This window comes from Polynucleobacter hallstattensis (genome assembly GCF_018881835.1).
In the GTDB taxonomy this organism is placed as follows: Bacteria; Pseudomonadota; Gammaproteobacteria; order Burkholderiales; family Burkholderiaceae; genus Polynucleobacter; species Polynucleobacter hallstattensis.
Genome location: NZ_JACVPO010000002.1, coordinates 560,018 through 581,643 on the forward strand (window position 1 = coordinate 560,018; position 21,626 = coordinate 581,643).

At 44.8% G+C, this 21,626-nt stretch carries 24 protein-coding genes; 7 read left to right on the forward strand and 17 right to left on the reverse strand.

Annotation, left to right across the window (positions count from 1 at the left end):
• The first annotated feature begins 10 nt into the window (after positions 1-10).
• A protein-coding gene (gene prfB, locus ICN26_RS09265) for a peptide chain release factor 2 (RefSeq protein WP_216268128.1) occupies positions 11-1,115 on the forward strand; the annotation gives its coding sequence in 2 pieces (ribosomal slippage) (positions 11-91 and positions 93-1,115; 1,104 coding nt in all).
• A 33-nt stretch (positions 1,116-1,148) separates the two neighbouring features.
• Positions 1,149-2,705, forward strand: a complete 1,557-nt coding sequence (gene lysS / locus ICN26_RS09270) for a lysine--tRNA ligase (protein WP_216268129.1) — start codon at positions 1,149-1,151, stop codon at positions 2,703-2,705.
• Positions 2,706-2,785: 80 nt separating this feature from the next.
• Here lysS and ICN26_RS09275 read toward each other — a convergent pair whose 3' ends face one another.
• Genes ICN26_RS09275 through ICN26_RS09285 form a run of 3 tightly spaced genes read right to left on the reverse strand, consistent with a single transcriptional unit; the run spans position 2,786 to position 4,065 of the window.
• Positions 2,786-3,238 carry an OsmC family protein gene (locus ICN26_RS09275; RefSeq protein ID WP_216268130.1) on the reverse strand — a complete coding sequence of 151 codons (453 nt, stop codon included), beginning with the start codon at positions 3,236-3,238 and terminating at the stop codon, positions 2,786-2,788.
• Between the two features lie 28 nt (positions 3,239-3,266).
• Positions 3,267-3,752 carry a methyltransferase family protein gene (locus ICN26_RS09280; RefSeq protein WP_216268131.1) on the reverse strand — a complete coding sequence of 162 codons (486 nt, stop codon included), beginning with the start codon at positions 3,750-3,752 and terminating at the stop codon, positions 3,267-3,269.
• Between the two features lie 40 nt (positions 3,753-3,792).
• Entirely contained in the window at positions 3,793-4,065 is a 273-nt protein-coding gene (locus tag ICN26_RS09285; RefSeq protein WP_216268132.1) for a hypothetical protein, read from the reverse strand.
• Positions 4,066-4,214: 149 nt separating this feature from the next.
• Between ICN26_RS09285 and ICN26_RS09290 the strand changes: the two genes are divergently transcribed.
• Together ICN26_RS09290 and ICN26_RS09295 are read left to right on the forward strand one after the other, a co-directional pair.
• On the forward strand, positions 4,215-4,991 hold the full coding sequence (locus tag ICN26_RS09290; RefSeq protein ID WP_216268133.1) for a ferredoxin--NADP reductase: 777 nt from the start codon (positions 4,215-4,217) through the stop codon (positions 4,989-4,991).
• A gap of 106 nt (positions 4,992-5,097) precedes the next feature.
• On the forward strand, positions 5,098-5,262 hold the full coding sequence (locus ICN26_RS09295) for a hypothetical protein (protein ID WP_170217003.1): 165 nt from the start codon (positions 5,098-5,100) through the stop codon (positions 5,260-5,262).
• A gap of 9 nt (positions 5,263-5,271) precedes the next feature.
• On the opposite strand, the gene ICN26_RS09300 is transcribed toward ICN26_RS09295, so the two are convergent.
• Genes ICN26_RS09300 through ICN26_RS09320 form a run of 5 tightly spaced genes read right to left on the reverse strand, consistent with a single transcriptional unit; the run spans position 5,272 to position 9,538 of the window.
• Positions 5,272-6,264 carry a YeiH family protein gene (locus ICN26_RS09300; protein ID WP_216268134.1) on the reverse strand — a complete coding sequence of 331 codons (993 nt, stop codon included), beginning with the start codon at positions 6,262-6,264 and terminating at the stop codon, positions 5,272-5,274.
• A gap of 4 nt (positions 6,265-6,268) precedes the next feature.
• A complete protein-coding gene (locus ICN26_RS09305) occupies positions 6,269-6,988 on the reverse strand; it encodes a GntR family transcriptional regulator (protein ID WP_216268135.1) in 720 nt (239 codons plus the stop codon).
• Positions 6,989-6,997: 9 nt separating this feature from the next.
• Positions 6,998-8,170 (reverse strand): UxaA family hydrolase, encoded by a 1,173-nt coding sequence (locus ICN26_RS09310; RefSeq protein WP_216268136.1) that lies wholly within the window; start codon positions 8,168-8,170, stop codon positions 6,998-7,000.
• A 42-nt stretch (positions 8,171-8,212) separates the two neighbouring features.
• A complete protein-coding gene (locus ICN26_RS09315; RefSeq protein ID WP_015421504.1) occupies positions 8,213-8,494 on the reverse strand; it encodes an SAF domain-containing protein in 282 nt (93 codons plus the stop codon).
• A gap of 33 nt (positions 8,495-8,527) precedes the next feature.
• A complete protein-coding gene (locus tag ICN26_RS09320; RefSeq protein WP_216268137.1) occupies positions 8,528-9,538 on the reverse strand; it encodes an Ldh family oxidoreductase in 1,011 nt (336 codons plus the stop codon).
• Between the two features lie 288 nt (positions 9,539-9,826).
• Here ICN26_RS09320 and ICN26_RS09325 point away from each other — a divergent pair, with 288 nt between their 5' ends.
• Positions 9,827-10,813 carry a Bug family tripartite tricarboxylate transporter substrate binding protein gene (locus ICN26_RS09325; RefSeq protein WP_216268138.1) on the forward strand — a complete coding sequence of 329 codons (987 nt, stop codon included), beginning with the start codon at positions 9,827-9,829 and terminating at the stop codon, positions 10,811-10,813.
• Between the two features lie 65 nt (positions 10,814-10,878).
• Here the strand turns inward: ICN26_RS09325 and ICN26_RS09330 are convergent, their stop codons facing one another.
• Genes ICN26_RS09330 through ICN26_RS09360 form a run of 7 tightly spaced genes read right to left on the reverse strand, consistent with a single transcriptional unit; the run spans position 10,879 to position 16,288 of the window.
• Positions 10,879-11,622 carry a sulfite exporter TauE/SafE family protein gene (locus tag ICN26_RS09330; RefSeq protein ID WP_216268139.1) on the reverse strand — a complete coding sequence of 248 codons (744 nt, stop codon included), beginning with the start codon at positions 11,620-11,622 and terminating at the stop codon, positions 10,879-10,881.
• A gap of 10 nt (positions 11,623-11,632) precedes the next feature.
• Complete coding sequence (locus tag ICN26_RS09335) at positions 11,633-13,351, reverse strand: L-aspartate oxidase (RefSeq protein ID WP_216268140.1); 1,719 nt, start codon at positions 13,349-13,351, stop codon at positions 11,633-11,635.
• Positions 13,348-13,959 carry a fumarate hydratase C-terminal domain-containing protein gene (locus tag ICN26_RS09340; protein WP_216268141.1) on the reverse strand — a complete coding sequence of 204 codons (612 nt, stop codon included), beginning with the start codon at positions 13,957-13,959 and terminating at the stop codon, positions 13,348-13,350. Before ICN26_RS09340 ends, ICN26_RS09335 begins: the two co-directional genes overlap by 4 nt.
• Before the next feature lie 7 nt (positions 13,960-13,966).
• A complete protein-coding gene (locus tag ICN26_RS09345) occupies positions 13,967-14,842 on the reverse strand; it encodes a fumarate hydratase (protein WP_216268142.1) in 876 nt (291 codons plus the stop codon).
• 11 nt (positions 14,843-14,853) lie between these two features.
• Positions 14,854-15,213, reverse strand: coding sequence for a succinate dehydrogenase, cytochrome b556 subunit (gene sdhC / locus ICN26_RS09350; RefSeq protein WP_216268143.1), 360 nt, complete (start codon positions 15,211-15,213; stop codon positions 14,854-14,856).
• A complete protein-coding gene (locus tag ICN26_RS09355; protein WP_216268144.1) occupies positions 15,210-15,560 on the reverse strand; it encodes a succinate dehydrogenase in 351 nt (116 codons plus the stop codon). The genes sdhC and ICN26_RS09355 overlap by 4 nt, the downstream gene beginning before the upstream one ends.
• Positions 15,557-16,288, reverse strand: coding sequence for a succinate dehydrogenase/fumarate reductase iron-sulfur subunit (locus ICN26_RS09360; RefSeq protein ID WP_216268145.1), 732 nt, complete (start codon positions 16,286-16,288; stop codon positions 15,557-15,559). Before ICN26_RS09360 ends, ICN26_RS09355 begins: the two co-directional genes overlap by 4 nt.
• A gap of 82 nt (positions 16,289-16,370) precedes the next feature.
• Here ICN26_RS09360 and ICN26_RS09365 point away from each other — a divergent pair, with 82 nt between their 5' ends.
• The gene (locus ICN26_RS09365; protein WP_216268146.1) at positions 16,371-17,258 is read left to right on the forward strand and encodes a LysR family transcriptional regulator; all 888 of its coding nucleotides are present in this window, start codon (positions 16,371-16,373) and stop codon (positions 17,256-17,258) included.
• Positions 17,259-17,344: 86 nt separating this feature from the next.
• Here the strand turns inward: ICN26_RS09365 and ICN26_RS09370 are convergent, their stop codons facing one another.
• The gene (locus ICN26_RS09370; RefSeq protein ID WP_216268147.1) at positions 17,345-18,328 is read right to left on the reverse strand and encodes a Bug family tripartite tricarboxylate transporter substrate binding protein; all 984 of its coding nucleotides are present in this window, start codon (positions 18,326-18,328) and stop codon (positions 17,345-17,347) included.
• Positions 18,329-18,434: 106 nt separating this feature from the next.
• The gene (locus ICN26_RS09375; RefSeq protein WP_216268148.1) at positions 18,435-19,508 is read right to left on the reverse strand and encodes a TauD/TfdA family dioxygenase; all 1,074 of its coding nucleotides are present in this window, start codon (positions 19,506-19,508) and stop codon (positions 18,435-18,437) included.
• A 346-nt stretch (positions 19,509-19,854) separates the two neighbouring features.
• Here ICN26_RS09375 and ICN26_RS09380 point away from each other — a divergent pair, with 346 nt between their 5' ends.
• Positions 19,855-21,492, forward strand: coding sequence for a thiamine pyrophosphate-binding protein (locus ICN26_RS09380; RefSeq protein ID WP_216268149.1), 1,638 nt, complete (start codon positions 19,855-19,857; stop codon positions 21,490-21,492).
• The last annotated feature ends 134 nt before the right edge of the window (positions 21,493-21,626 follow it).

The following is a 21,626-nucleotide window of genomic DNA, read 5'->3' on the forward strand; positions in this document are numbered from 1 at the left end:
TAATCAGGGGATGGAAGCCGAACAACTCAATATTATTTCAAATACTCTGTCCGATCTGCTCACCCGTGAGCAAGCACTTCGGGGGTATCTTTGACTTCGAAGTAAAGTCACGACGCCTTACGGAAGTTAACTCTATTCTTGAAGATCCCACCATTTGGGATGATCAAAAGAAAGCACAAGCCCTCGGCAAAGAGAAGAAATTGCTCGATGGTGTTGTTGCTACCCTCACCGATTTGAATAGCAATCTCACTGGCGCCCTCGAATTATTCGATATGGCTAAAGAAGAAAGTGATTTTGAAACTATTACTGCTATCGAACAAGACGTTGAGAGTTATAGCAAGATCATTCATGATCTCGAATTCCGCCGCATGTTCCATAACGAAATGGATTCTTGCAATTGCTTTATCGATGTTCAAGCGGGCGCAGGTGGAACAGAGGCTTGCGACTGGGCCAGCATACTTCTGCGTCAGTACCTTAAATATTGCGAGCGCAAAGGCTACAAAACAGAAATCCTAGAAGAATCCGATGGTGATGTAGCCGGCATCAAGAGTGCCACCATCAAGGTCGATGGTGAATATGCTTACGGGCACTTACGCTCAGAAACTGGTGTGCATCGATTAGTACGCAAGTCACCTTTTGATTCCTCTAATGGTCGCCATACTTCTTTTGCCAGTATCTACGTATACCCCGAGATTGATGACTCGATTGAGATTGACGTTAATCCAGCAGATATTCGTACCGACACCTATCGCGCCTCAGGTGCGGGTGGTCAGCATATTAATAAAACCGACTCTGCTGTTCGCTTAACCCACTTGCCCACCGGAATCGTGGTGCAGTGTCAGAATGACCGAAGCCAGCACCGCAACAGAGCCGAAGCGATGACGATGCTCAAGTCACGTCTGTACGAGCATGAGATGCAAAAACGTCGCGCTGAGCAAGATAAGCTTGAGGCTAGCAAAACCGATGTGGGCTGGGGTCATCAGATCCGCTCCTACGTGCTGGATCAAAGTCGGATTAAAGACTTACGTACTAACGTTGAGATATCAAATACACAAAAAGTTTTAGACGGCGATCTTGATGCCTTTATTGAAGCCAGCCTGAAACAAGGCGTTTGATTCATTACCCCATTCTAGTTATTAATATTCCATATGAACGATCCAGTGAATTTAACTCCTAAGCAAGCTCCAACTACTGAATCTGTAGATGAAAACCATATCATCGCCGAGCGTCGCGAGAAATTAGCCAAGTTACGTGAAGGTGGAATCGCGTTTCCGAACGACTTCGTACCGACCCACTTAGCCACAGATCTTCACACTCACTACGACAGTCTTACTAAAGAGGAATTGGCAGCCAAGAAAGTACATGTCAAAGTGGCTGGCCGCATGGTACTCAAGCGGGTGATGGGTAAAGCCAGCTTTGCCACGATTCAAGATCGTAGTGGCCAGATTCAGTTCTACATTAACGATGAAATCAGCGGTGCTGATATTCATGGTGCATTCAAGCACTGGGATATGGGAGACTTTATCTCTGCTGAAGGTCATTTATTCAAGACTAATAAAGGTGAGCTCTCAGTTGAATGTAGTAGCCTGCGCCTGCTGAGCAAGTCTTTACGTCCACTACCAGATAAGTTCCATGGTTTATCGGACTTAGAGACCAAATATCGCCAACGTTACGTTGACTTGATTGTTAATCCAGAAAGTCGCAACACTTTCAGAGCGCGTAGCAACACGATTGCTTCTTTACGTCGCCATATGCTCGATGCAGACTTCATGGAAGTTGAAACACCAATGCTTCACCCGATTCCTGGTGGCGCAACTGCTAAGCCCTTCATTACGCACCATAATGCTTTAGATATGCAGATGTTCTTGCGCATTGCGCCAGAGCTATACTTGAAGCGCCTTGTGGTTGGCGGCTTTGAGCGTGTATTTGAAATCAATCGTAACTTCCGTAATGAGGGTGTTAGCCCACGTCACAATCCAGAATTCACAATGATGGAATTCTATGCAGCCTATACCGATTACCGCTGGTTGATGGACTTTACAGAGAACTTAATTCGCTCTGCTGCAATGGATGCGCAAGGTACTGCTGTTCTAACCCACCAAGGTCGTGAACTGGATCTCAGCAAACCTTTTCAGCGCTTAACAATTACTGAAGCCATCCTGAAATATTGCGGCCAATCAAACAAGAGCTATGCAGCAGCTCAATTAGAAGATGCTGCATTCATTCGCGCTGAATTGAAAAAAGGTGGCGAGAACCCAGACTCCCCTACTCTCAAGAACGCTGGTATTGGTGCTCTTCAACTCGCTCTGTTTGAATTAGTGGCTGAGTCACATCTTTGGGAGCCAACTTACATCATCGATTACCCAATCGAAGTTAGTCCTCTTGCCCGTGAATCCGATACCCGCCCTGGCATTACCGAACGCTTTGAGCTATTCATTACCGGCCGTGAAATCGCCAACGGCTTCTCAGAGTTAAATGATGCAGAAGATCAAGCCAATCGCTTCCGTAAGCAAGTAGAGCAAAAAGAAGCAGGTGATGAAGAGGCAATGTACTTTGACCATGACTTCATTCGTGCCCTGGAATATGGCATGCCCCCGACTGGTGGTTGCGGTATTGGTATTGACCGTTTGGTTATGCTGCTAACTGACGTACCCAATATTCGTGATGTAATTCTGTTCCCACATCTGCGTCGCGAAGAAGAGTAAGTAGTTAGAACATCTTCTCCGTAAATCAAAAGCCGCAGAATGCAAACTCTGCGGCTTTTCTTCGACTACATCAGGAATGGTTAAATCGCTGGATATAACTTCGTGCTCTCGCTGTCAATGACAGTCACATTTACTGGAATACCCAAGCTCACGCTAGAAGATACAGTACAGAAGTCCTGAAACTGCGCTAATACACGCTCAAGGTTCTCAAGGGTATTGCCTGGAACGCCAATCCGAATCTCTACATTGATAGCTAATATACGCAAACGGTTTTCTGCGTTTCTACCGATTTCACAACTGGCCTTCGTTTCGATTGGCTCGGGGCTTTGCTTAAACTTTCTGAGCGCAAAGAGCAGCGAATCAGACAGGCAATTCGCCACACCCGCCAACAAAAACTGTGATGGTGTAGCGCCTTGTGATTTTCCTAGGGGTGGTGGCTCATCGCCATAAACAGGATCACACTCTTCGTTGTAATAAATAGCAAATTGGTAATCAGCTTGCTGAACTAGTCTTACTGAAGGATCGCTACTCATAAAAACTCCAATAACTTAAAACACTATTTTAATAGATAGCAGGAATTAACTTTTTGACCCTACGCTGGTAGTCTCGATAATCCGGAAAACGCTCTACCAACCAGACCTCCTCCCGCCTTGCTTTGACATCAAATAAGAAAAAAAGGCCAATGGCATAGATCAAGATATAAATGCCGGGGAAGATGAGTAGCCAAGCAAGTGCCGCTAAGAGCACTCCAAAGTAGATTGGGTGCCGTACAAATTGATACAGACCACCCTGAATCAGAATGGCATTGTCTTTTGGGCAAGGCAAAGGAGTGAGATTTTTACCGAGATTAATCACGGCGATTACCATGATTAAAGTGGCTAGCAAGCCAATCGCAATGCCACAAGACTGGAGAATGGCAGTCATTGGTTCTGAGCTGACTAGAAGAGACCCTTGGGGACCAAATAAGATCAGGCCAATCAGAATTCCCTGCACCACCACATACCATGCACCTCTTTCAAAGATCGATTGATGTGGCGATGAAGTCATGGCGTGGCCTTATGAAGATAAGACCACAGTCTAGCTTGATTTAGTACGTTAACGCCTTATTAAAGTGCTCATCAATGCTGTCCTCGTCTTGGGTCAATACATGTTGTGCAATCAGGAAAACCCCTGAAATAAAGCTGAGGCAAACTAGCACCCCAAAAGCATGATATTGATTTAGGCCACTCTGATTAAGGGCATTGAGATACAGGGCGCTATCCAGGGCCAAGTGGGTGGATAAGCTCAGTAGAGCTAAACCCAAAAATATCTGGATGATGGTTAAAAATAAGGGCTTTTGGACTTTGGGCTTAGCAGACATAAGATTCTCTTGATTAGGCATAAAAGAATCATAGGGGGCTAGTCGGCATAAGTAAAAGACTCCCTTTTTATATGCTAAATACTTTTTTATCTATAGAGACATCCCCAGAATGAGGATAATTAGGATTTACACCTTAATAATTCGTATTTATGGCTGCCTACAACACTGAAACCGTCCTCACTGTTCATCACTGGAATGACACCCTGTTTAGCTTTACAACCACCAGAAACAAAGGTTTACGCTTTCGTAGCGGCCATTTCTTGATGATTGGTTTAGAAGTTGAAGGTAAGCCATTAGTTCGCGCCTACAGTGTGGCGAGCCCTAATTATGAAGAGCATTTAGAGTTTTTAAGTATCAAAGTTCAAGATGGCCCCCTCACCTCCCGTCTTCAGAAGATTCAGGTGGGCGACCCCATTCTGGTCAGCGAGAAATCCGTGGGCACCCTAGTCATAGATGACTTGAACCCAGGTAAGCACCTATATTTATTTAGTACCGGTACAGGACTGGCACCTTTCATGAGCATTATTCGTGATCCGGATACTTATGAGAAGTTTGAGAAAGTAGTCTTAATTCATGGTGTTCGTTTGGTAAGTGAGCTGGCTTATGGTGATTACATTAAAAATGAGCTCACTCAAGATGAATACATTGGTGACATCATTCGCGAGAAATTAATCTACTACCCAACAGTGACGCGCGAAGCTTTTAAGCACACTGGTCGCTTAACTACTGCGATTGAATCAGGGCAACTGTTTAAAGATATTGGCTTACCCCCATTAGATCCAGCAGTCGATCGCGCCATGATCTGCGGTAGCCCATCCATGCTCAAAGAAACTGCTGAGATGCTTGATTCCAAAGGCTTCAAGGTATCTCCTAGTCTTGGTCAATTGGGTGACTATGTATTTGAGCGTGCATTCGTAGAAAAGTAAAAAGCCTATATACCCAAAAGTAATTAAGTTATCGCTATATGTTTCTTGTGGATATATAGACACCTTGGTAAATTGGTCCTCAGAAGATATTTACCAAGGAATTGAGATGTCCCCTGTCCGAGAGCACTACAACCCGATCATTACGCAGTTATTGCGCGAACATGATCGCTTGCCACATGAGAATGTGGCTGAACGAAAAAACTTCCAACGCAGAATTCTGTTCTTGATGACCACTATCAAGATGGAAGAGTTTGAGGACTCTTACAGTTAAAAATCTTTCTTACAAAGAGCTGCTAATAAAGATTAATCCGATTGCAGCAATAAATACAGTTTCAACAACCAACATGACTACCGGTTGCCAACCTAATTTTGCTAACTCCTGAAAGTTAGTTTTCAGTCCAGCCGCGCCAATAGCAATTACCAACATCCAACGGGACATTTCACCAATGGAATGGGTAACTGAGCTTGGCAAAATCTGCATAGATGCAACGACTGATAGCGCCACAAACCCCAGCAAGAATGTTGGTATCAGACGAAGGCTGCCCCAACCTAAGCGCTGAGATGATTTTTCAGCGCCAAAGAAAATAGAGATAAATAAAACGACAGGCAACAAAAGGGCGACACGGAAAAGCTTAACGACAGTCGCTACATCACCTGCCTCAGGGCCAAACAACATGCCCGCAGCAACTACCTGCGCTACATCATGAATGGTGGCTCCTAGAAAAATACCTGCAGGTAAAGCAGTAATATTGAGCAACTGCAGCGCAAAGGGGTACACCACCATGGCAATCGTGGAGAGGACAGTTACCCCAACTACTACAAGTAGGGTAAATCGCTCATTCTCTTTTGTTTTGGGCAGAACTGAGGCTACCGCTAAAGCTGCTGAAGCTCCGCAAATACCAACAGATCCTCCTGCAATCAATCCAAAGTCTGGGGACAGCTTTAAGAGTTTAGCCAGGAGGAATCCAAGGGCTACCGTAGCAGCAACTGCAAACATCACCATTAATCCGGTATTCAAGCCAATTGCGCCAATATCGGCAAATGTAATCCGAATGCCTAAAAATGCAACACCTAAACGGAGAACCGTTTTGGCACAAAAATCAATTCCCGGCTTTACTGCCTCATTGAGATAGAGAAAATGGAGAGACAAACCAATCAGTAATGCGTACAACAGCTGTGGGCCACCATAATTCTCAGAAAGAAAACTGGTGGACATGGCAATGACCAAACAAACTAACAGTCCTGGAATATTTTTCCGAATGGTGGCCAACATCAAACTAAGCTACCAACTCACTAAAATACTCATGTTGAGCAGTATTTAAAGTAGAGACACGCCACTCTAGAGGCTCATCCTGAATGCCCAGCGCTACCCTTCTAATCACTAGCACCGGGGACTCTGGATTTAATCCTAGCCATTCAGCGTGCTGTTTGCCTGCTAAGCCGGCACGCAAACGCTCGCTACTTCGCACAACGGTCTGGCCGTATTCCATTTGATACATTTGATAAATACTACCCTTGCGCTCAATAAAGTCTGCACGGGTTAATTCCTTGAAACGATTTTTATCTAGTGTGATCTGATCGATCATGACGCACTGCTCTTCCAATGACAGGCGATTAGTAATTCTCCAAACGGGTGCACCCTCTTTTATGTCTAACTTACTCGCCTCTTCCTTATTGGCAGTAGCGCTAATTAAGGAGACTAATTCAACCTTGGGGTAAACCTTTTTCTCAACATCGTGTTTAACAATGTGGAAAAAATAATATAGAAGTCTTTTGAGATCATGCTCAACAACATAGGTGCCCCTGCCTTGGCGTCGGACTACGATACCTTCCGCAACCAACTCGTCCACCGCTTTGCGCAGGGTACCTATAGATACATCTAACTCTTTTGATAGATCCTTTTCAGCAGGTAATGCCTGCCCCATAGGATATCGACCCCTGACCAGATCCTCGGTGATCTTTTGCTTAACTTCCTCGTAAGCGGTCAGGTTTCTCATGCTGCAGTCTTATGCTGATTCGTATAAACGAGTCAATACAAACTCACGGTGACCGAGAATTTCAGAAGCAGTCAACTCACCATCAGCGGTACGCTTCAAGCAATCCAACAGCTTATCTCCCGCCTCATCCATATTCTCTTCGCGACGCAATAAGCCAGACACATCAACGTCGATATGCTCACCCATCGTGCGAACAGTCTTTGGATTAGCGCAAATCTTAATGACTGGAAGGATTGCATTACCGATCACATTACCCTGACCTGTTGGGAAGAAGTGGGCTGTAAAACCTGCTGCTGCGCACAAGGTGACCATTTCAGCGGCGGCTGATGATGAGTCCATAAAATGCAAACCAGGAATCTTCGGCTCTTCACCTTTATCCAGCACGCTATCCACAATGCATTTCTTACCAATTTTCTGGATATTACCCAAAGCCTTCTCTTCAATGGTTGTTAAACCACCTGCAATATTGCCTTTGGTAGGCTGAGAGTCAGACAGATCGCTCGTCTTATGACGCTCAATTACATCCTGGTAGCGATCAAACATTTCGCGGAACTTTTTCTTCACTTCAGGAGTGCGGCAACGCGCTTCAACCAAATGCTCGCCACCAGTTAACTCGGTAGTTTCACCAAACACCATGGTGGAGCCAATTGCATACAACTTATCAAAAGCATCACCTACGGTTGGGTTTGCACCACATCCAGAAGTAGTATCGGATTCACCGCATTTGGTAGAAACCCATAGCTCAGATAATGGAGCAGAAACACGTTTTTGCTTAGACGCATGCTTCATCATGTTGTAGGCAGCTTTGCTAGCAGAAGCAATCGTAGCTGTGTCGCCATTACCTTCAATCCAGAATCCCTCAACTGGCTTACCTGATGCCTTAATGCCATCAACGATAATTTTGGTCCACTGCGGCTCAATACCGATCACCACTACAGCAGCTACGTTCGGATTGGAACCTGTACCAATTAAGGTGCGGAAGTGTAAATCCAAGTCAGCTCCAAACTGCAAACGACCATAGGAGTGAGGAATTGCCATCGTTCCTTTAATGTTGTTGGCTACTGCTTCACAGGCTGCATTAGATAAGTCATCCAAAGGCAAAATCAATACATGATTACGAATACCCATGCGGCCGTTTTCACGGCGATAACCTAAGAAGGTCGCGTCTTTCAAATTAGTCATTTTTTATATCTCTCTCAATGAATAGGTAGGTAAGGTGCCGGATTACCAGCGCTTAGTTTTTACGTTTTGGACGTGAAGGTGTTCGCCCTTTTTGATTGGGGCTACAACTTTGCCAATATCAACGCCGTATTTCATTACCGTGTCACCTGGTTTGAAATCGTTCAATGAAATTTTGTGACCAATAGGAATATCACTTTCAGACTTGATATTTAGAGTTAGGTCGCCATCCATGACCCAACCAATTAAGTCAGTTCCGGCCTTTACGCCTTCAACTACTACTACACCTACGCCATCTGCTGGCTCATGCACGACAAAGTGGATCATTACTATCTCCTCAATAATCTCGTTTATAAAAAACTACTCAGTCCATGACTGGCGGATACCAGTCTGAATTTCTTCCACAACCACATCTGAAACTGTGACACCACCCTTAAATCCTGCAGCACGCTGCTGAAAACGACGTTGTCCAGGAAGACGGGTACCAGTATCGGCACTTAAGACCTGCAAGAAATCCTGAATACGGCTTGCGAAAATAGATGCGCCCGCCAAACCAGGATCAATCGTTAAGATCAACTGTCCAATACGCGGGCGATTACCTTTAGTATCAAAAAGGGAATCCGCTTCATAAGAAAAGCGACTGCCTGACAGTCCAACCACTAGTAATTCAACGATGAGGGCAAGCAAGGCCCCTTTATCGCCACCCAAAGGAAGCATTAAGCCTTTTAAACCCTCTTGCGGATCAGTCGTCGGCTTACCATCTGCAGTTAATGCCCACCCTTCTGGAATCGCTTGACCATTTTTTGCAGCAACCAACAGTTTTCCGCGGGCTACTGCAGAAAGTGACATATCAATCACTAAAGGATCGCCGCTAGCTATGGGAAAAGCTGCAGCCAAGGGATTAGTTCCAAAGATTGCTTTTGTACCACCGACCATCGGCATTGCAGCTGGAGTATTTCCAAACAGCAGAGAGACGTAACCTGCTCGTGCCGCAGCTTCAACATAATGCCCTGCAACACCAAAATGATGACTATTGGTCACAGCTACTAAACCTAGGCCATTTTTAGAAGCTAGATTGACTGATAGGTCGGTTGCAAACCGAAGTGCAGGAAAAGCCAAGCCATCACGCGCATCGACCAAGGCGGCTGCCGTTTTAAATGGTCGAACCCTTAACTTAGGATCTAGCTCAATTCGGCCATTTTTCGCATGCGCAGCATATTGCGGAACTCTCGCCAAACCATGCGAGGCTAGCCCATCTAATTCCGCCAGCGCCAGAAACTGTGCAGTCTCATAAGCCGCTTTTGAATTGATCCCAGCAGCCTGAAGGCCTGAGCTTGCCAGGGCAAGAATCTCTGAATAGCTCAGATTCATGCATGCTCCCCACGAATGAGGTGCCCCAAATACAGGGTTTTCAGGGCTTGACTAGATCTAGCTTTAGGGAACAAAATAACTGACATATCTGAATCATATAGATGATTTAGATATCTTGCAATACCCAATTCGTGATGCAGTGCACAGAGTATCTTGAAATGCTGCAAGATGGATGGAGGGAGACAGCAGTAGTGAATAAGCATATAACTATTAAGTAGCAGTTGAGTATATTTTTTTCATAGCTAAGTAGCTAAGATATAAAGATCAAATTACCACTGGAGGTCACCGATGTTTAAGAATAAAAAATATAATTTAAGTAGGCGTTTAGTTTTACTTGCAGGGGCCCTCACCCTTGCTTTGCCTCAATTAGCAACAGCGCAATCCTGGCCAACAAAGCCGATTAAATTAATCATTCCTTTTGCAGCCGGCGGTACTACCGATATTCTTGGGCGACTCTTAGCCCAGCAATTAACAAAAGATTTAGGGCAAAACGTCATCGTTGAAAATAAAGGTGGCGCTGGTGGCAATATCGCTGCTGAATTAGTAGCTCAATCAGCTGCAGATGGTTATACGATCATGCTTGCCTCAGGCAGTATGCTTACCGTCAATCCGAATTTATACAAAAAATTACCAGTTAACTACAGCAAGGATTTTGTAAACATTACCAATGTTGCTAGCGGTCCCATGTTGCTATCTGTCAGTAGCAAAATCCCGGTTAAAAATTTAAACGAGTTTATTACTTATGCCAAAACTAAGGATCTGAATTTCGGCTCTGCAGGCATTGGAAGCCAAGTTCATATGGCTGCTGAAAACTTAACCTATTCTGCCAATATTCCTGCGACCCATGTACCTTATAAAGGTGAATCTGCTGCTATCAATGACCTGGTGTCGGGACAAATAGACTTTATGGTTGGGAACCTCACTGCCGCAACGGGTTTTGCAAAAGCTGGTCAAATTAAGCCAATTGCCGTCACTAGCGCTAAACGCGTCAAGCAACTTCCCGATGTTCCAACAGTTGCCGAAAGTGGCATCCCTGGATTTGAGAGCACCGGTTGGTTTGGCTTAGTGGCACCGGCCAACACACCTAAGGTCATTACGGACAAAATCTACGACGCTACTGTTAAGGCGGTGAAGTCTGAAGCTATGCAAAAGAGCTTGGAGTTGAATGGCTTAACTGCAATAGTGAATACTCAGAAAGAATTTGATGCTCAGATCAAAGCTGAATCAGCCAACTGGGAAAAAGTGATTAAGGGTCGCAACATTAGTGCTCAGTAAGAATTACTAGCGGGATATAAAAAGCGAGGATTCATCCTCGCTTTTTATTTACCCTGAAAAATATTTTACGTTAGCTGTCTAAACAACAACATGGAACCCGCAAATACCAATATCGACCCATAGGCAATGCGCATAGAAGTGTTGCTTAGCTTCGTGTGAACATGTGAGCCTGTCCAAATTCCTAAGAAAGTGACTGGCATTAGGCAAACTGCAAGACCAATTACCTCCCAGCTCAAGATGAGTCCCGTGACCAACATTAAGGTGAGCCGCAAAAATGTCAACATAAAAATAGCGAATGCCATAGTTGCACGAAGCACTTTGGGATTATTAATTCTTAAACCGAGATAAGAGACGTATACCGGTCCGCCCGTAGCAAAGAGGGCTGTAAATACACCACCAAAAAATCCAAATGGCAGTGCCCACCATCTATTAATGGGATCTCGAAACTCCATATTTCTCTGAACCAAAACACGTGCACCGTTAACAGCTGCAAATATCCCGAGTATCAGCAGCAAGGGCTCACTTGGCGCTTTTATCAATAGAAAGATCCCTAATACCATTCCAATTAAGCTAAAAGGGAATAGCCATTTCAACTCTTGGGTATTTGCATCTCCGGATGACTTTCTGCCAACGTAAAGGGAGGCGCAAATATCAATGATGACCATCATTGGAACCACCACTTTCAGTGGATATATCTGCACTAGCAAAGGGACGGCTACGATTGAAGAGCCAAATCCAGAAACCCCAAAGATAAAAAATGCGCAAAGGACTATTAAAGTTGCTAGCGCAAATGAGGCTGGCTCAATCAATTCAAAAATATTAGGCCTCTACCAAAATAGTCTCGCCTGGCTTAATCATCGTGAATTGAACTGGTCTATTTTTAATTACTAAGCCGTCTTTACCCAGATGAGCAGCGGTAAAGTAAGACTCCTCCAAGGAGCCGGGCTGCGGAAAATCATCACGATAATGAGCGCCTCTCGAGTTTTCTCGAGCAAGAGCAGCCTCTGTTACCGACTTACTCACTAAGATCAGATTACTTAAATTCATCCAGTCTTGCCAAGTAATACTGTATTCCCTCTGGATGTCGCCTACCCCCATTTGATGGAGCTGCTGATCAATCTGATCGAGTTTCACGCGAGCACGTAACAGACTCTCTCTTGTTCTTGAAATACCCACGTCATCCCACATACATTCTGCTAGGGCGTCACGAATCGATTCAATATCGCCAGCCGGTCTCTCTAGTGGGGCCTCGTGCGCCTTGATGCTAGCAAGCACCTCTTCCATATTGCACTCTTGCAGACTCTGGGATACAACCCAATTTGCCATCTCTTCACCGGCAATGCCACCAAACACGGTGGAATTAGCTACACCATTGCCACCCAGGCGATTTGCTCCGTGCACTCCTCCAGTATCTTCACCTGCCGCAAATAAACCTGGTAACTCGGTACTGCAATCCGCCTTGAAAATTAATCCGCCCATCATGTAATGCGCAGTTGGAACAACCTCTACCAAATCACCGGCCAAATCAAAGCCGCTATCCGTGCATCGCTCGACCATACCTTTAAATAGCTTGCGCACATTATCAGGACCTAAGTGACTCATCTGAATATAGACACCGCCATTAGGAGTAGATCTACCTGCCCGAATTTCAGAATTAATCGATCGCGAAACGATATCTCGAGTAGCGCGTTCATTGCGCGGATCATAGTTACCCATGAAACGTTCTTTGTTGCCATTGAGTAAATGACCACCTGCGCCACGCAATCCCTCCTCAAGTACGGTACCCGTCATCCTAGTGCCAGGTCCCGCCAATAAGCCAGTTGGATGAAATTGCACCATTTCCATATCGCGCAAAGTAAGACCCGCACGAAGTGCCATAGCTAAGCCATCACAACTCTTATCACCTGATGGTGTGTGGTACTTGTACATGGTAGGCCCACCGCCTGTGGCCAGCAGAACCGCCTTCGCTCGCACCAAAGTGAACTGACCCGTCGTCATATTGAGCATTAATACACCAGCAAGCGACTTTCCATCAGTACTATGAATTAACTCGACCGCCCTATGCTCCTCAAGACGATGAATTCCTCTAGCCCACACTTGCTCAGCCAGTCGACTGATAATTTCAATTCCAGTTAAATCGCCCTTGTGGACTGTGCGGTCAAAAGTTTGTCCAGCAAACGCTTTTTGGTGAACCGTGCCATCGGGATTGCGATCAAAGAAACAGCCGAGCTCATTCTCAAGCTCACGAATACGTTCAACCGACTTATTTACCAATGTCCAAGCCAGCTCTTGGTCCGACAACCATTTGCCACCTTCGATTGTGTCCATGAAATGACGTTCAACAGAGTCACCCTCTGCCAGCGCCACGTTATAACCACCTTGCACCATGCGAGTACAGCCACATTTACCCAGCAAACCCTTAACCGCAATGGTGATGTGTAGATTTGGGTTAGTTTGGTGTGCATGCAAAGCTGCAAACAGTCCTGCACCACCAGAACCTAGAATGAGAATGTCTGTCTCAAGAGTAGCGATATTCATAAGGAAATTCCTAAGCTCTTTAATACGGCCTCTTTATTGCGTGCAACATCACTTTTCACTTCTTGATAAATGCTGCCACCATGGCTATCCATTGCTACTAGCAGGGGACCAAAGTCTTTAATCTTGAAACGCCAGAGAGACTCTGGATTGAGATCATCCATATCAACGTCTTCAATTTGCTCAATCCACGTTGTCTCGAGCGCTGCTGTACCTCCAATAATGGCTAGATACACGCCGCCAATTTTCTGAAAAGCGGCCGCAGATTCTTCTCGCATTCCGCCCTTACCTACAATCATTCGCACGCCATTCTCGGTCATCAGTGGACGCGTAAAACGCTCCATGCGATCTGACGTGGTTGTACCAATACAGATCGCTTGATATCCAGCTGGGAATTCTTCACTCACCGCCACCTTGCGCACATTAGGAGCCGTATGAATTACTGCGTGACCATTGAGATCAAAACGCGTTTTTCGACCCTTATCAAACAGGTGAATTTGCGTCGCATCCCGAATACCAAATAAGGTATTTTGCAGAGTCACTGTATCGTTAATACGCAGCTTTCGAATATCCGATTCGCTAACAGGAGTTGGGAGGTTGTAATGAGCCATCTTTTTCTTAGAATCCGTAAGTCACACCATCAGGCGTGAAGGTTGCTCGCGCTCTACGCGCTGAGTGGCACTGCATATTGACAGCTACTGGATTTAAAGTAATGTGCGTATGAGCTAGCTCTACATGCACAGCAAATGCCGTACCGTCACCACCCAAGCCTTGAGGACCAATACCCAATTTATTGACGGCAGCAGTTAATTCTTGCTCCAACTTGGCGCCCTCTTCATCGCTGCACACACTACCCAATGCCCTTGTAGCAGCGCGCTTAGCCATCGCAACGCATTGCTCAGAGGTGCCGCCAATACCAACACCAACAATCGTTGGCGGACAAGTCTTGCCTCCCGCAGACACAACACTCTCGATAACAAAGGCTTTCACGCCATTAATTCCATCGGCAGGAATAGCCATCTTCAAAAAAGAATTATTTTCTGAACCGCTTCCTTTTGGAACCATTTCGATTTCAATCATCTCATCATCATCACAAAAATCAATGCTGATTGCTGGCATATCAATACCGCAGGATGTGTGATTGTTCTTGCGCGTGATCGGATGGACTACAGAAGAGCGTAAGGGGTATTCAGTAGTTGCTCGCTCACAACCTTTACGAATCGCCGCCTTGAGCTCCATACCATCTAGCTGAACATTACGGCCAATCTTGACCTTGTAAATTGGTAAACCAGTGTCTTGGCAAAGTAGATTGTCCTCACGCTCCGCAACGGTAATATTGGTGAGCATCGTTTTGAGAACCACCTGTGCACGTGCATCTGACTCGCCCTGATTTAAGCGTTCAATCCCAGCTTTCACATCATCCGGAAGCACTTTTAAGGCGCGGATGTAGAGCTCCTTACAAGCGTCCTCAACTGCTTTCATTTGTAACTGCATAAATTACCCAATCAATTTGCTAAATACAAAAATAGAAGGCCGCAAGCAATACCAAATAAAATAGCTATTTGAGTCCAAGCCTTACGTAATCCGCGCCATGGACCAAACTCAATCATGATGAGTCGAATTCCGCCCACTAAATGGATCGCCAACAAAATAACCAGCGCCCACTCACCGAATTTAAAAACCCAAAAGTCCGTTAAGCCCAAATAGCGCTCAAAACCACTGGCGCCACGCAAAGACTGAGAAAGCATTAAGAAGTGCAAAGGTATAAAGCAAGCCAATAGCAGACCGGAGAAGCGATGGCATGCATAAGCAAAATAGGAGAGGTGAGACTTTGCGCGTAAATCAAGCTTTGGTCTTGAGCTCATAGCGCGCCTCCGGTGTAGACACCAATCACGGCCGTGGTTCCTAGGATAAGTATAAGCACTGCCAGGAGCGAGGATACGGTTTTAGAGATGAGCCCCTTAGAAAACGTTTCTTCGAGAATATTGGCCAAGCCAATAGGCGCATGCACAAAGCAGGCTAAAACAAAAATCTCATAAAAAATAGCAAAAGCAATATTGCCTTGAGTGCGCCCCAGAATCTCCTCAGCCGTTAAGCCGCCGCGTATTGCATAGAAAATAATGACAAGATGGATGCTGACACAAAGACCCAAAACCATGGCGCTGATTCTTTGGGCATACCAGAGCTTTGCCTGAAGTACGGCTTGGCTCATAACTTGCCCCACTTGCTACCTCTCACTGCAGCTCTAGCCACCAATTTCTTGAGACCAGCAATGCTGGCCGTAGGTTCGAGCTTCTTAGGGCAACGCTCTGTACAAGATCCCTGTGTATGGCATGCATGGCAACCTTCATCACCAGCAACGGCACGTAAGCGATCCAATTGCTGTACATCACGCACATCATTCGTTAAGGTCCAAGCACGATTTAGGGCGGCTGGTCCGAGATAGTTGGGCCGACTCTGAACAACTTCACAAGAGGAATAGCACACTCCACAGCCGATACATTCAATACCAGCATTGGCCAATTGCCGTTCAGTAGACTCTGGCTCCACTCTTGCAAAATCATCATGACGGGTTTTGTCTCCCTTGAAAAAACCAACCGCACCCTTCCACTTATTAAAGAACTCTCGCATATCGGTAGCAAGATCTTTAATGACTGGGAGATTATTTAAAGGAGCAATCTCCAGGGAGTCCCCTTCAACAATCTGGGAAACGTGGGTACGACATGTCCAGCGAGCAACGCCGTTCACTGTCATGGCACAAGAACCACACATACCTACCCTACAAGCAAATCGATAGCTGAGGGTTGGGTCTAACTTGCGCTGAATATAGGTAACCACATCCAGCACCGTTTGATTTGGATTTCGAGGCACCAAATACTCAATAAACTCACCTTCTTGAGCTCCGCGCCAGACTTTTACTTTGAGATCTACATTAGACATGGCTCGATTATATCGATAGATAGTAAAATAAAAATCGAATATAATTTTCTACGAGATAAAGAAATACTTTATATTTAAGCCCATGTCTAGCATTCGAGTACTCAAGAACTTCCTAGCCATTTCAAGGCATAAGAGCGTGGCTGCCGCTGCACGTGAAATAGGGCTTACTGCTGCTGCTGCAGGACAGCAGTTACAACAACTAGAGGCAGATATTGGGGTAGAGCTATTTGATAGAACCAAGCGCTCAATGACCCTCAATTACCATGGCAGATCCTTGGTTGAACCAATTTCGGAAATCATTGAACGCTACGAGACCCTTGGGTCAAACTTTAAATCTGAACTCAGTGGCACCATTGTTCTAGGTGCATTGGTCTCAACCCTAATGGGCGCCTTTGGAAATACCTTGAATGAGCTCAAGCAAAACTATCCGGAACTTGAAATTAAACTGATTGCCGGTCTTTCTAGCAACTTTCTAGAGCAACTAATAGAAGGTAGCTTGGATGCGGCAATAGTGACTGAGTCGCCCTATGCCTTACCTCAAAATATTCAATGGACCGAGCTTTACACAGAGCCCATGATTGCGATTTACCCTGCAAGAAAAAATAAAAGGGGATTTACGCCAAAAGAGTTAGCTAATGAATTTCCTTTTATACGCTTTGAGAGAAACACATGGACAGGTCATCTAGTGGATCAAACTATTCGGGCGAATAAATTAAACATTAAAGAAGGTATGGAGCTCAATTCAGTAGAGGCGATTATTGAGCTTGTTAGGCAGGGCCTAGGCTACGCGATTGTTCCCAAGCTCGCCAACATTGCCTGGGAAACTGACAAGTATTTACGTGTCTCAGAATTGTCTGGAAAAACAATTTTTCGTAAGGTGGGATTGCTGGAACGAAAAAAACACGGTCGTGAAAAAATTACACAAGTAATTAAGCAGCATTTTTTATCCATTTTATTGAGAAAAGATTAATCTTAAAAAGATCTTTTCAATAGTCACGTTGATAAATGAGAAAGGTCCAGCAATGCCGGACCTTTCTTTTGGTTGCCAAATACACTCTATTTTCTAAGATTGAGCTCAGCACCTAATTTGCTATAAAGATCGAACTGCTCTTTCGCAAAGGCTTCGGTATCTGCCTGTGAACGAATTGCTGGGATTGCCCCCACCGTATCATTTCCACTTAACCATGCAGGATTTTTTGCCACCTCTTTAAGAATTGTCTGCCACTTCTCAACAACTTCAGGTGATAGTCCAGGAGGTCCATATAGACCACTCCAACCCATCACCTTCTCGAGACTACCCATGCCCTCTTCTTTTGCAGTAGGGATATTTGGAAAATCTTTTAAGCGAGTAGCAGTTGATGTTACTAAGGGTCGCATAGCATTGCCTTTAATTTGACCTGCAATTGTTGTTAAGTTATTGCATAAAAAATCTACCTCTCCACTTAACAATGCAGTTGTGGCCTGTCCAGCACTCTTATAAGGAATCATCGTTGCAGCTGTAGATGGCAGACCAACATCACGCAAAAATACTTCAACAGCTAAATGCTGAGTGGTCCCTGCACCTGCAGTAGAGTAATTCAACTTAGTTGGATTTGCTTTAATCGCTGCGATTAATTCCTTCATATTTTTATAGGCTGAATCAGGCTTTACTACACAAACTACCGGATTAAAATCAAGTAAGGAGATAAACGTAAAGTCATTCCATTTATAAGGCGTACTACTATCAAGTGCAGGCACAATTGCCTGAGAGCCGCCCCGAGAAATTAATAAGGTATATCCATCTGGAGTAGATGTGCGAACTTTCTGCGAACCAATCGTACCCGATGCACCCGCAACGTTTTGCATAATGACATTCTGGCCCAATAACTTACCAGCAATTGGCGCTAAATTTCTACCGGAAAAATCGCTATCACCGCCAACTCCATAAGGGGCGATAAAAGTAATAGGTCTATTTGGATAATTTTGAGCTACTGCAATTTCTGTCGCCAATCCCATCAAAAATACCGCTTGAAAGAATCGTCTATTGATTAACTTCAGCATGCTACCTCCTATATTGGATAAGGCACTCAACGAACATCAAACTTCATACTAAAGACAAATAAAGATAAATGAAGTAGGGGTTTAAACGAATAATTAGTTTATCTGGCTATGTAGCTAGCTCAACGGAAAGTTTTGTTCCCGGAACCAATATTCCGCCCCTATCTCCCGGAACAACACCGCCCCATCGTGAACCAAAGTATGCTGGCAGTGGTCTGGCTGAAGGTGGCGCAATCCAGAGTCGCAACAAATGTCGCTGAAGCTTCGGGTCGGGCCAATTCTCAAAGTCGTTTCTTGAATGAAGAATTTGATGGTTATGCAGCAATTGAATATCACCAGGTTCAAATGCCATCTGCAAGGCAAAACCAGGTTCTTGCAAAATAGCATCAATCTCATCCATGACTTCAATTTGCTCGCGAGTTAGTCTAGGAGCATTAGGATAGAGGTGTTGTGCATCCTCTATATAGTGCCGCAAGTAAACACAGGACAAATGTCCTTGATACCAATTAAAGATTGGAATCTCAAACCATGGATCCCGACCCTCGGGCACCTCACCTCGACGATCAGTTGGGTATGGGGTAAACATGGCAGCAATCAAATCCGGCCTACGCTCAATCAATTTGTTATAGAGCGACATTGAACTTGCAATGAAAGACTCTCCGCCTGCTTTAGCCTTTTGCAAGCAAAGCAAGCCAACAATATCCGCAGAGTCGGTATGGTAATCAAGTTTTTTATTGGTTTGATAAAAGCGCACACCCGCTTCGACCTTGACACCTTGATCGCGCACATGCCCCAAAAGATGGCCCTTGCCATTGCTGCTTCTTAAGGTGCCCATATGACGGCCAAGACCCATGTAAACAGCGGCAGACTTTTCTAGTGACCAATTTTCAATTGGAAGTCCCCGCAACATAACAAAGCCACGCCCAACCAGAAGTTCATTTAAAACACTATTTATAAAGGGAGCCAGTTTTTTTAGGGGGAATGATTCAGGGGTGATGTCTTCCAGGGCTATACCCGAGCTAAGAAAATGATCTGCTGCCAACTCAAGCTCAGAAATTTGCTCTGAATTCCAGTGCAAAACCCAACTAGGATCATTTTGAATCGCCCTACCTACCCATGCACTAGCACCCTCAATAGTGCGTGGTGGAGCAACTACATCATTTTCAATATGTTCAGCATGCATACTCATCTCCTCATTAGGTTATTTATATTTGGATTCTGACTGCGCTTGAATTGAAAGTAGTCTATCCCAAAAAAATATGGGGTGGAATTAAAATACCCTTTCTCATATCTATTTATTTTATTTTTAAAACATCCATATAACCAAGCCCCATAGATGACGCTGAATGATTAAGGGTTATCACTCATATTTACCTAAGGCCATGCAAATCCTCTCTAGCTTAAAAAATTTAGGAATGAATTCGATTTAGCAATACAACGTAAACTGTTTTGATGAAATGAAATTCGCAAAATATCGTATCCTGCACTGACCAATATCTACACTGAATGAAATTGAGGAATTGAATTTTATGACTACAAAAATTACCAGTGGTGCCGATAACTTTATCAAGGCACTGGAACTTGCTGGTGTGACTAAAGTGTTTACACTTTCTGGAAATCACATCATGCCTGCGTACAACTCAATATTTGATTCGAAAATTGAGTTGGTACATACTCGGCATGAGGCTGCAGCTGTCCATATGGCGGATGCATGGGCGAGACTAACTGGTGAAGTTGGCATTGCTTTGGTAACAGGTGGTCCTGGACATGCAAATGCAGTCTCAGCCCTTTATACCGCATCAATGGCTGAATCGCCGGTTGTCCTTATCTCAGGACATGCACCCCTAAATCAATTGGGCAAAGGTGCGTTTCAAGAGATGGCTCAAGCAGATATTGCCGCCCCCTTAACAAAAGCCTCTTGGACATGCCAAAAAGTTGAAGACATTTCTTCCGATACGGCAAAGGCAATACAAATAGCAAAGTCGGGAAGACCAGGGCCTACCCATCTCAGTCTACCTAGCGATATTCTAGAATCTCCCTCCCCATCAAATATCTCGATGCCCTCAAGCGAGGACTTTTTGAGAGAGCATAAGCCTGCTAAATCATCAGATGTTTCATCGATCGTTTCGCTACTCATTGCCGCAAAGAAGCCGCTCATACTTGTTGGACCCATGATGCTTTCAAAGTCTGGCAGAAAGCAGTTACTTCAGCTTCAGGAAGCATTCAATATTCCTGTTATCGGCATGGAAAGCCCAAGAGGTATAGGTGATCCTAGTCTTGGCGCCTTTTCTGAGGTGCTATCGCAGGCTGATTGCATTCTTCTGCTTGGTAAAAAGCTCGACTTCACTTTGAAGTTTGGCAATAGTCCCGGCATTAATCAAGCGTGCACCTTTTTACAAATTGATCCTGAAGAAAATGAAATTCAGCGAGTCAAAAATGCAGTAGGTGATCGCTTGAAGTTTGCATTCATATGCGACACCCCCAGTGCCATTAGCGCCCTAATTGCTGCCAAGCCTTCAAAAAATTCGGGCTTGGATAACTGGTTAAAAGAAGTTGATTCAGCTATTACATATCGTCCCACTGCCTGGAAAGATCTGCCATTAAGCGAGGGTAGAATCCATCCAGCACAAATATTTTTACCGCTCCAGGAAATACTGGATAGTCACCCCGATTCAATACTGGTTAGTGATGGAGGTGAAATTGGGCAATGGGCTCAGGCATGCTTGAGGGCACCGAATCGCGTTCTTAACGGCGTCGCTGGCTCTATTGGTGCCGGCCTACCTTTTGCACTAGCATCACGAGTTGCAAAACCAAACGTACCCATCATTGCAGTAATGGGGGATGGTACTTTTGGTTTTCATAGTGCAGAGATTGATACGGCTGTACGTTATCACTTGGATTTTGTCCTTTTGATTGGCAATGATGCACGGTGGAATGCTGAATATCAGATTCAACTGAAAGATTACGGCAAAGAAAGAACTATTGGCTGCGAATTATTACCATCCAGTTATGAGAAGGTTTGCCAAGCTTTTGGTGGCTATGGTGAATTACTCACAAACTCGGATGCGATACTGCCCGCAGTAAAACGAGCAATTGCGAGTAAGTTACCGTCCTGCCTCAACATCATGATCGAGGGTCTAGCGGCGCCGAATATCAAAAGGAGTTGATCTGAATAAGTACAATAATTTCCTAGAGCAATGCAGTGGAATCATTGGATCAGACTTTGTATCTAACTCAAGCGCCGATAAACAAGCTCACTTAACAGATTGGAGTAAACGGTTTTCGGGGGATGCAATTGCTG

What these genes read in the sequence shown, in the direction of transcription:
- ICN26_RS09375 (WP_216268148.1), bottom strand. Translation starts at nt 19,508, where the DNA reads ATGCATGCTGAACATATTGAAAATGATGTAGTTGCTCCACCACGCACT.
- ICN26_RS09280 (WP_216268131.1), bottom strand. Translation starts at nt 3,752, where the DNA reads ATGACTTCATCGCCACATCAATCGATCTTTGAAAGAGGTGCATGGTAT.
- sdhC (WP_216268143.1), bottom strand. Translation starts at nt 15,213, where the DNA reads ATGAGCTCAAGACCAAAGCTTGATTTACGCGCAAAGTCTCACCTCTCC.
- ICN26_RS09355 (WP_216268144.1), bottom strand. Translation starts at nt 15,560, where the DNA reads ATGAGCCAAGCCGTACTTCAGGCAAAGCTCTGGTATGCCCAAAGAATC.
- ICN26_RS09340 (WP_216268141.1), bottom strand. Translation starts at nt 13,959, where the DNA reads ATGGCTCATTACAACCTCCCAACTCCTGTTAGCGAATCGGATATTCGA.
- ICN26_RS09310 (WP_216268136.1), bottom strand. Translation starts at nt 8,170, where the DNA reads ATGACTAATTTGAAAGACGCGACCTTCTTAGGTTATCGCCGTGAAAAC.
- ICN26_RS09380 (WP_216268149.1), top strand. Translation starts at nt 19,855, where the DNA reads ATGACTACAAAAATTACCAGTGGTGCCGATAACTTTATCAAGGCACTG.
- ICN26_RS09290 (WP_216268133.1), top strand. Translation starts at nt 4,215, where the DNA reads ATGGCTGCCTACAACACTGAAACCGTCCTCACTGTTCATCACTGGAAT.
- ICN26_RS09315 (WP_015421504.1), bottom strand. Translation starts at nt 8,494, where the DNA reads ATGATCCACTTTGTCGTGCATGAGCCAGCAGATGGCGTAGGTGTAGTA.
- ICN26_RS09285 (WP_216268132.1), bottom strand. Translation starts at nt 4,065, where the DNA reads ATGTCTGCTAAGCCCAAAGTCCAAAAGCCCTTATTTTTAACCATCATC.
- ICN26_RS09275 (WP_216268130.1), bottom strand. Translation starts at nt 3,238, where the DNA reads ATGAGTAGCGATCCTTCAGTAAGACTAGTTCAGCAAGCTGATTACCAA.
- ICN26_RS09370 (WP_216268147.1), bottom strand. Translation starts at nt 18,328, where the DNA reads ATGCTGAAGTTAATCAATAGACGATTCTTTCAAGCGGTATTTTTGATG.
- ICN26_RS09320 (WP_216268137.1), bottom strand. Translation starts at nt 9,538, where the DNA reads ATGAATCTGAGCTATTCAGAGATTCTTGCCCTGGCAAGCTCAGGCCTT.
- ICN26_RS09335 (WP_216268140.1), bottom strand. Translation starts at nt 13,351, where the DNA reads ATGAATATCGCTACTCTTGAGACAGACATTCTCATTCTAGGTTCTGGT.
- ICN26_RS09365 (WP_216268146.1), top strand. Translation starts at nt 16,371, where the DNA reads ATGTCTAGCATTCGAGTACTCAAGAACTTCCTAGCCATTTCAAGGCAT.
- lysS (WP_216268129.1), top strand. Translation starts at nt 1,149, where the DNA reads ATGAACGATCCAGTGAATTTAACTCCTAAGCAAGCTCCAACTACTGAA.
- ICN26_RS09305 (WP_216268135.1), bottom strand. Translation starts at nt 6,988, where the DNA reads ATGAGAAACCTGACCGCTTACGAGGAAGTTAAGCAAAAGATCACCGAG.
- ICN26_RS09325 (WP_216268138.1), top strand. Translation starts at nt 9,827, where the DNA reads ATGTTTAAGAATAAAAAATATAATTTAAGTAGGCGTTTAGTTTTACTT.
- ICN26_RS09295 (WP_170217003.1), top strand. Translation starts at nt 5,098, where the DNA reads ATGTCCCCTGTCCGAGAGCACTACAACCCGATCATTACGCAGTTATTG.
- ICN26_RS09345 (WP_216268142.1), bottom strand. Translation starts at nt 14,842, where the DNA reads ATGCAGTTACAAATGAAAGCAGTTGAGGACGCTTGTAAGGAGCTCTAC.
- ICN26_RS09360 (WP_216268145.1), bottom strand. Translation starts at nt 16,288, where the DNA reads ATGTCTAATGTAGATCTCAAAGTAAAAGTCTGGCGCGGAGCTCAAGAA.
- ICN26_RS09300 (WP_216268134.1), bottom strand. Translation starts at nt 6,264, where the DNA reads ATGTTGGCCACCATTCGGAAAAATATTCCAGGACTGTTAGTTTGTTTG.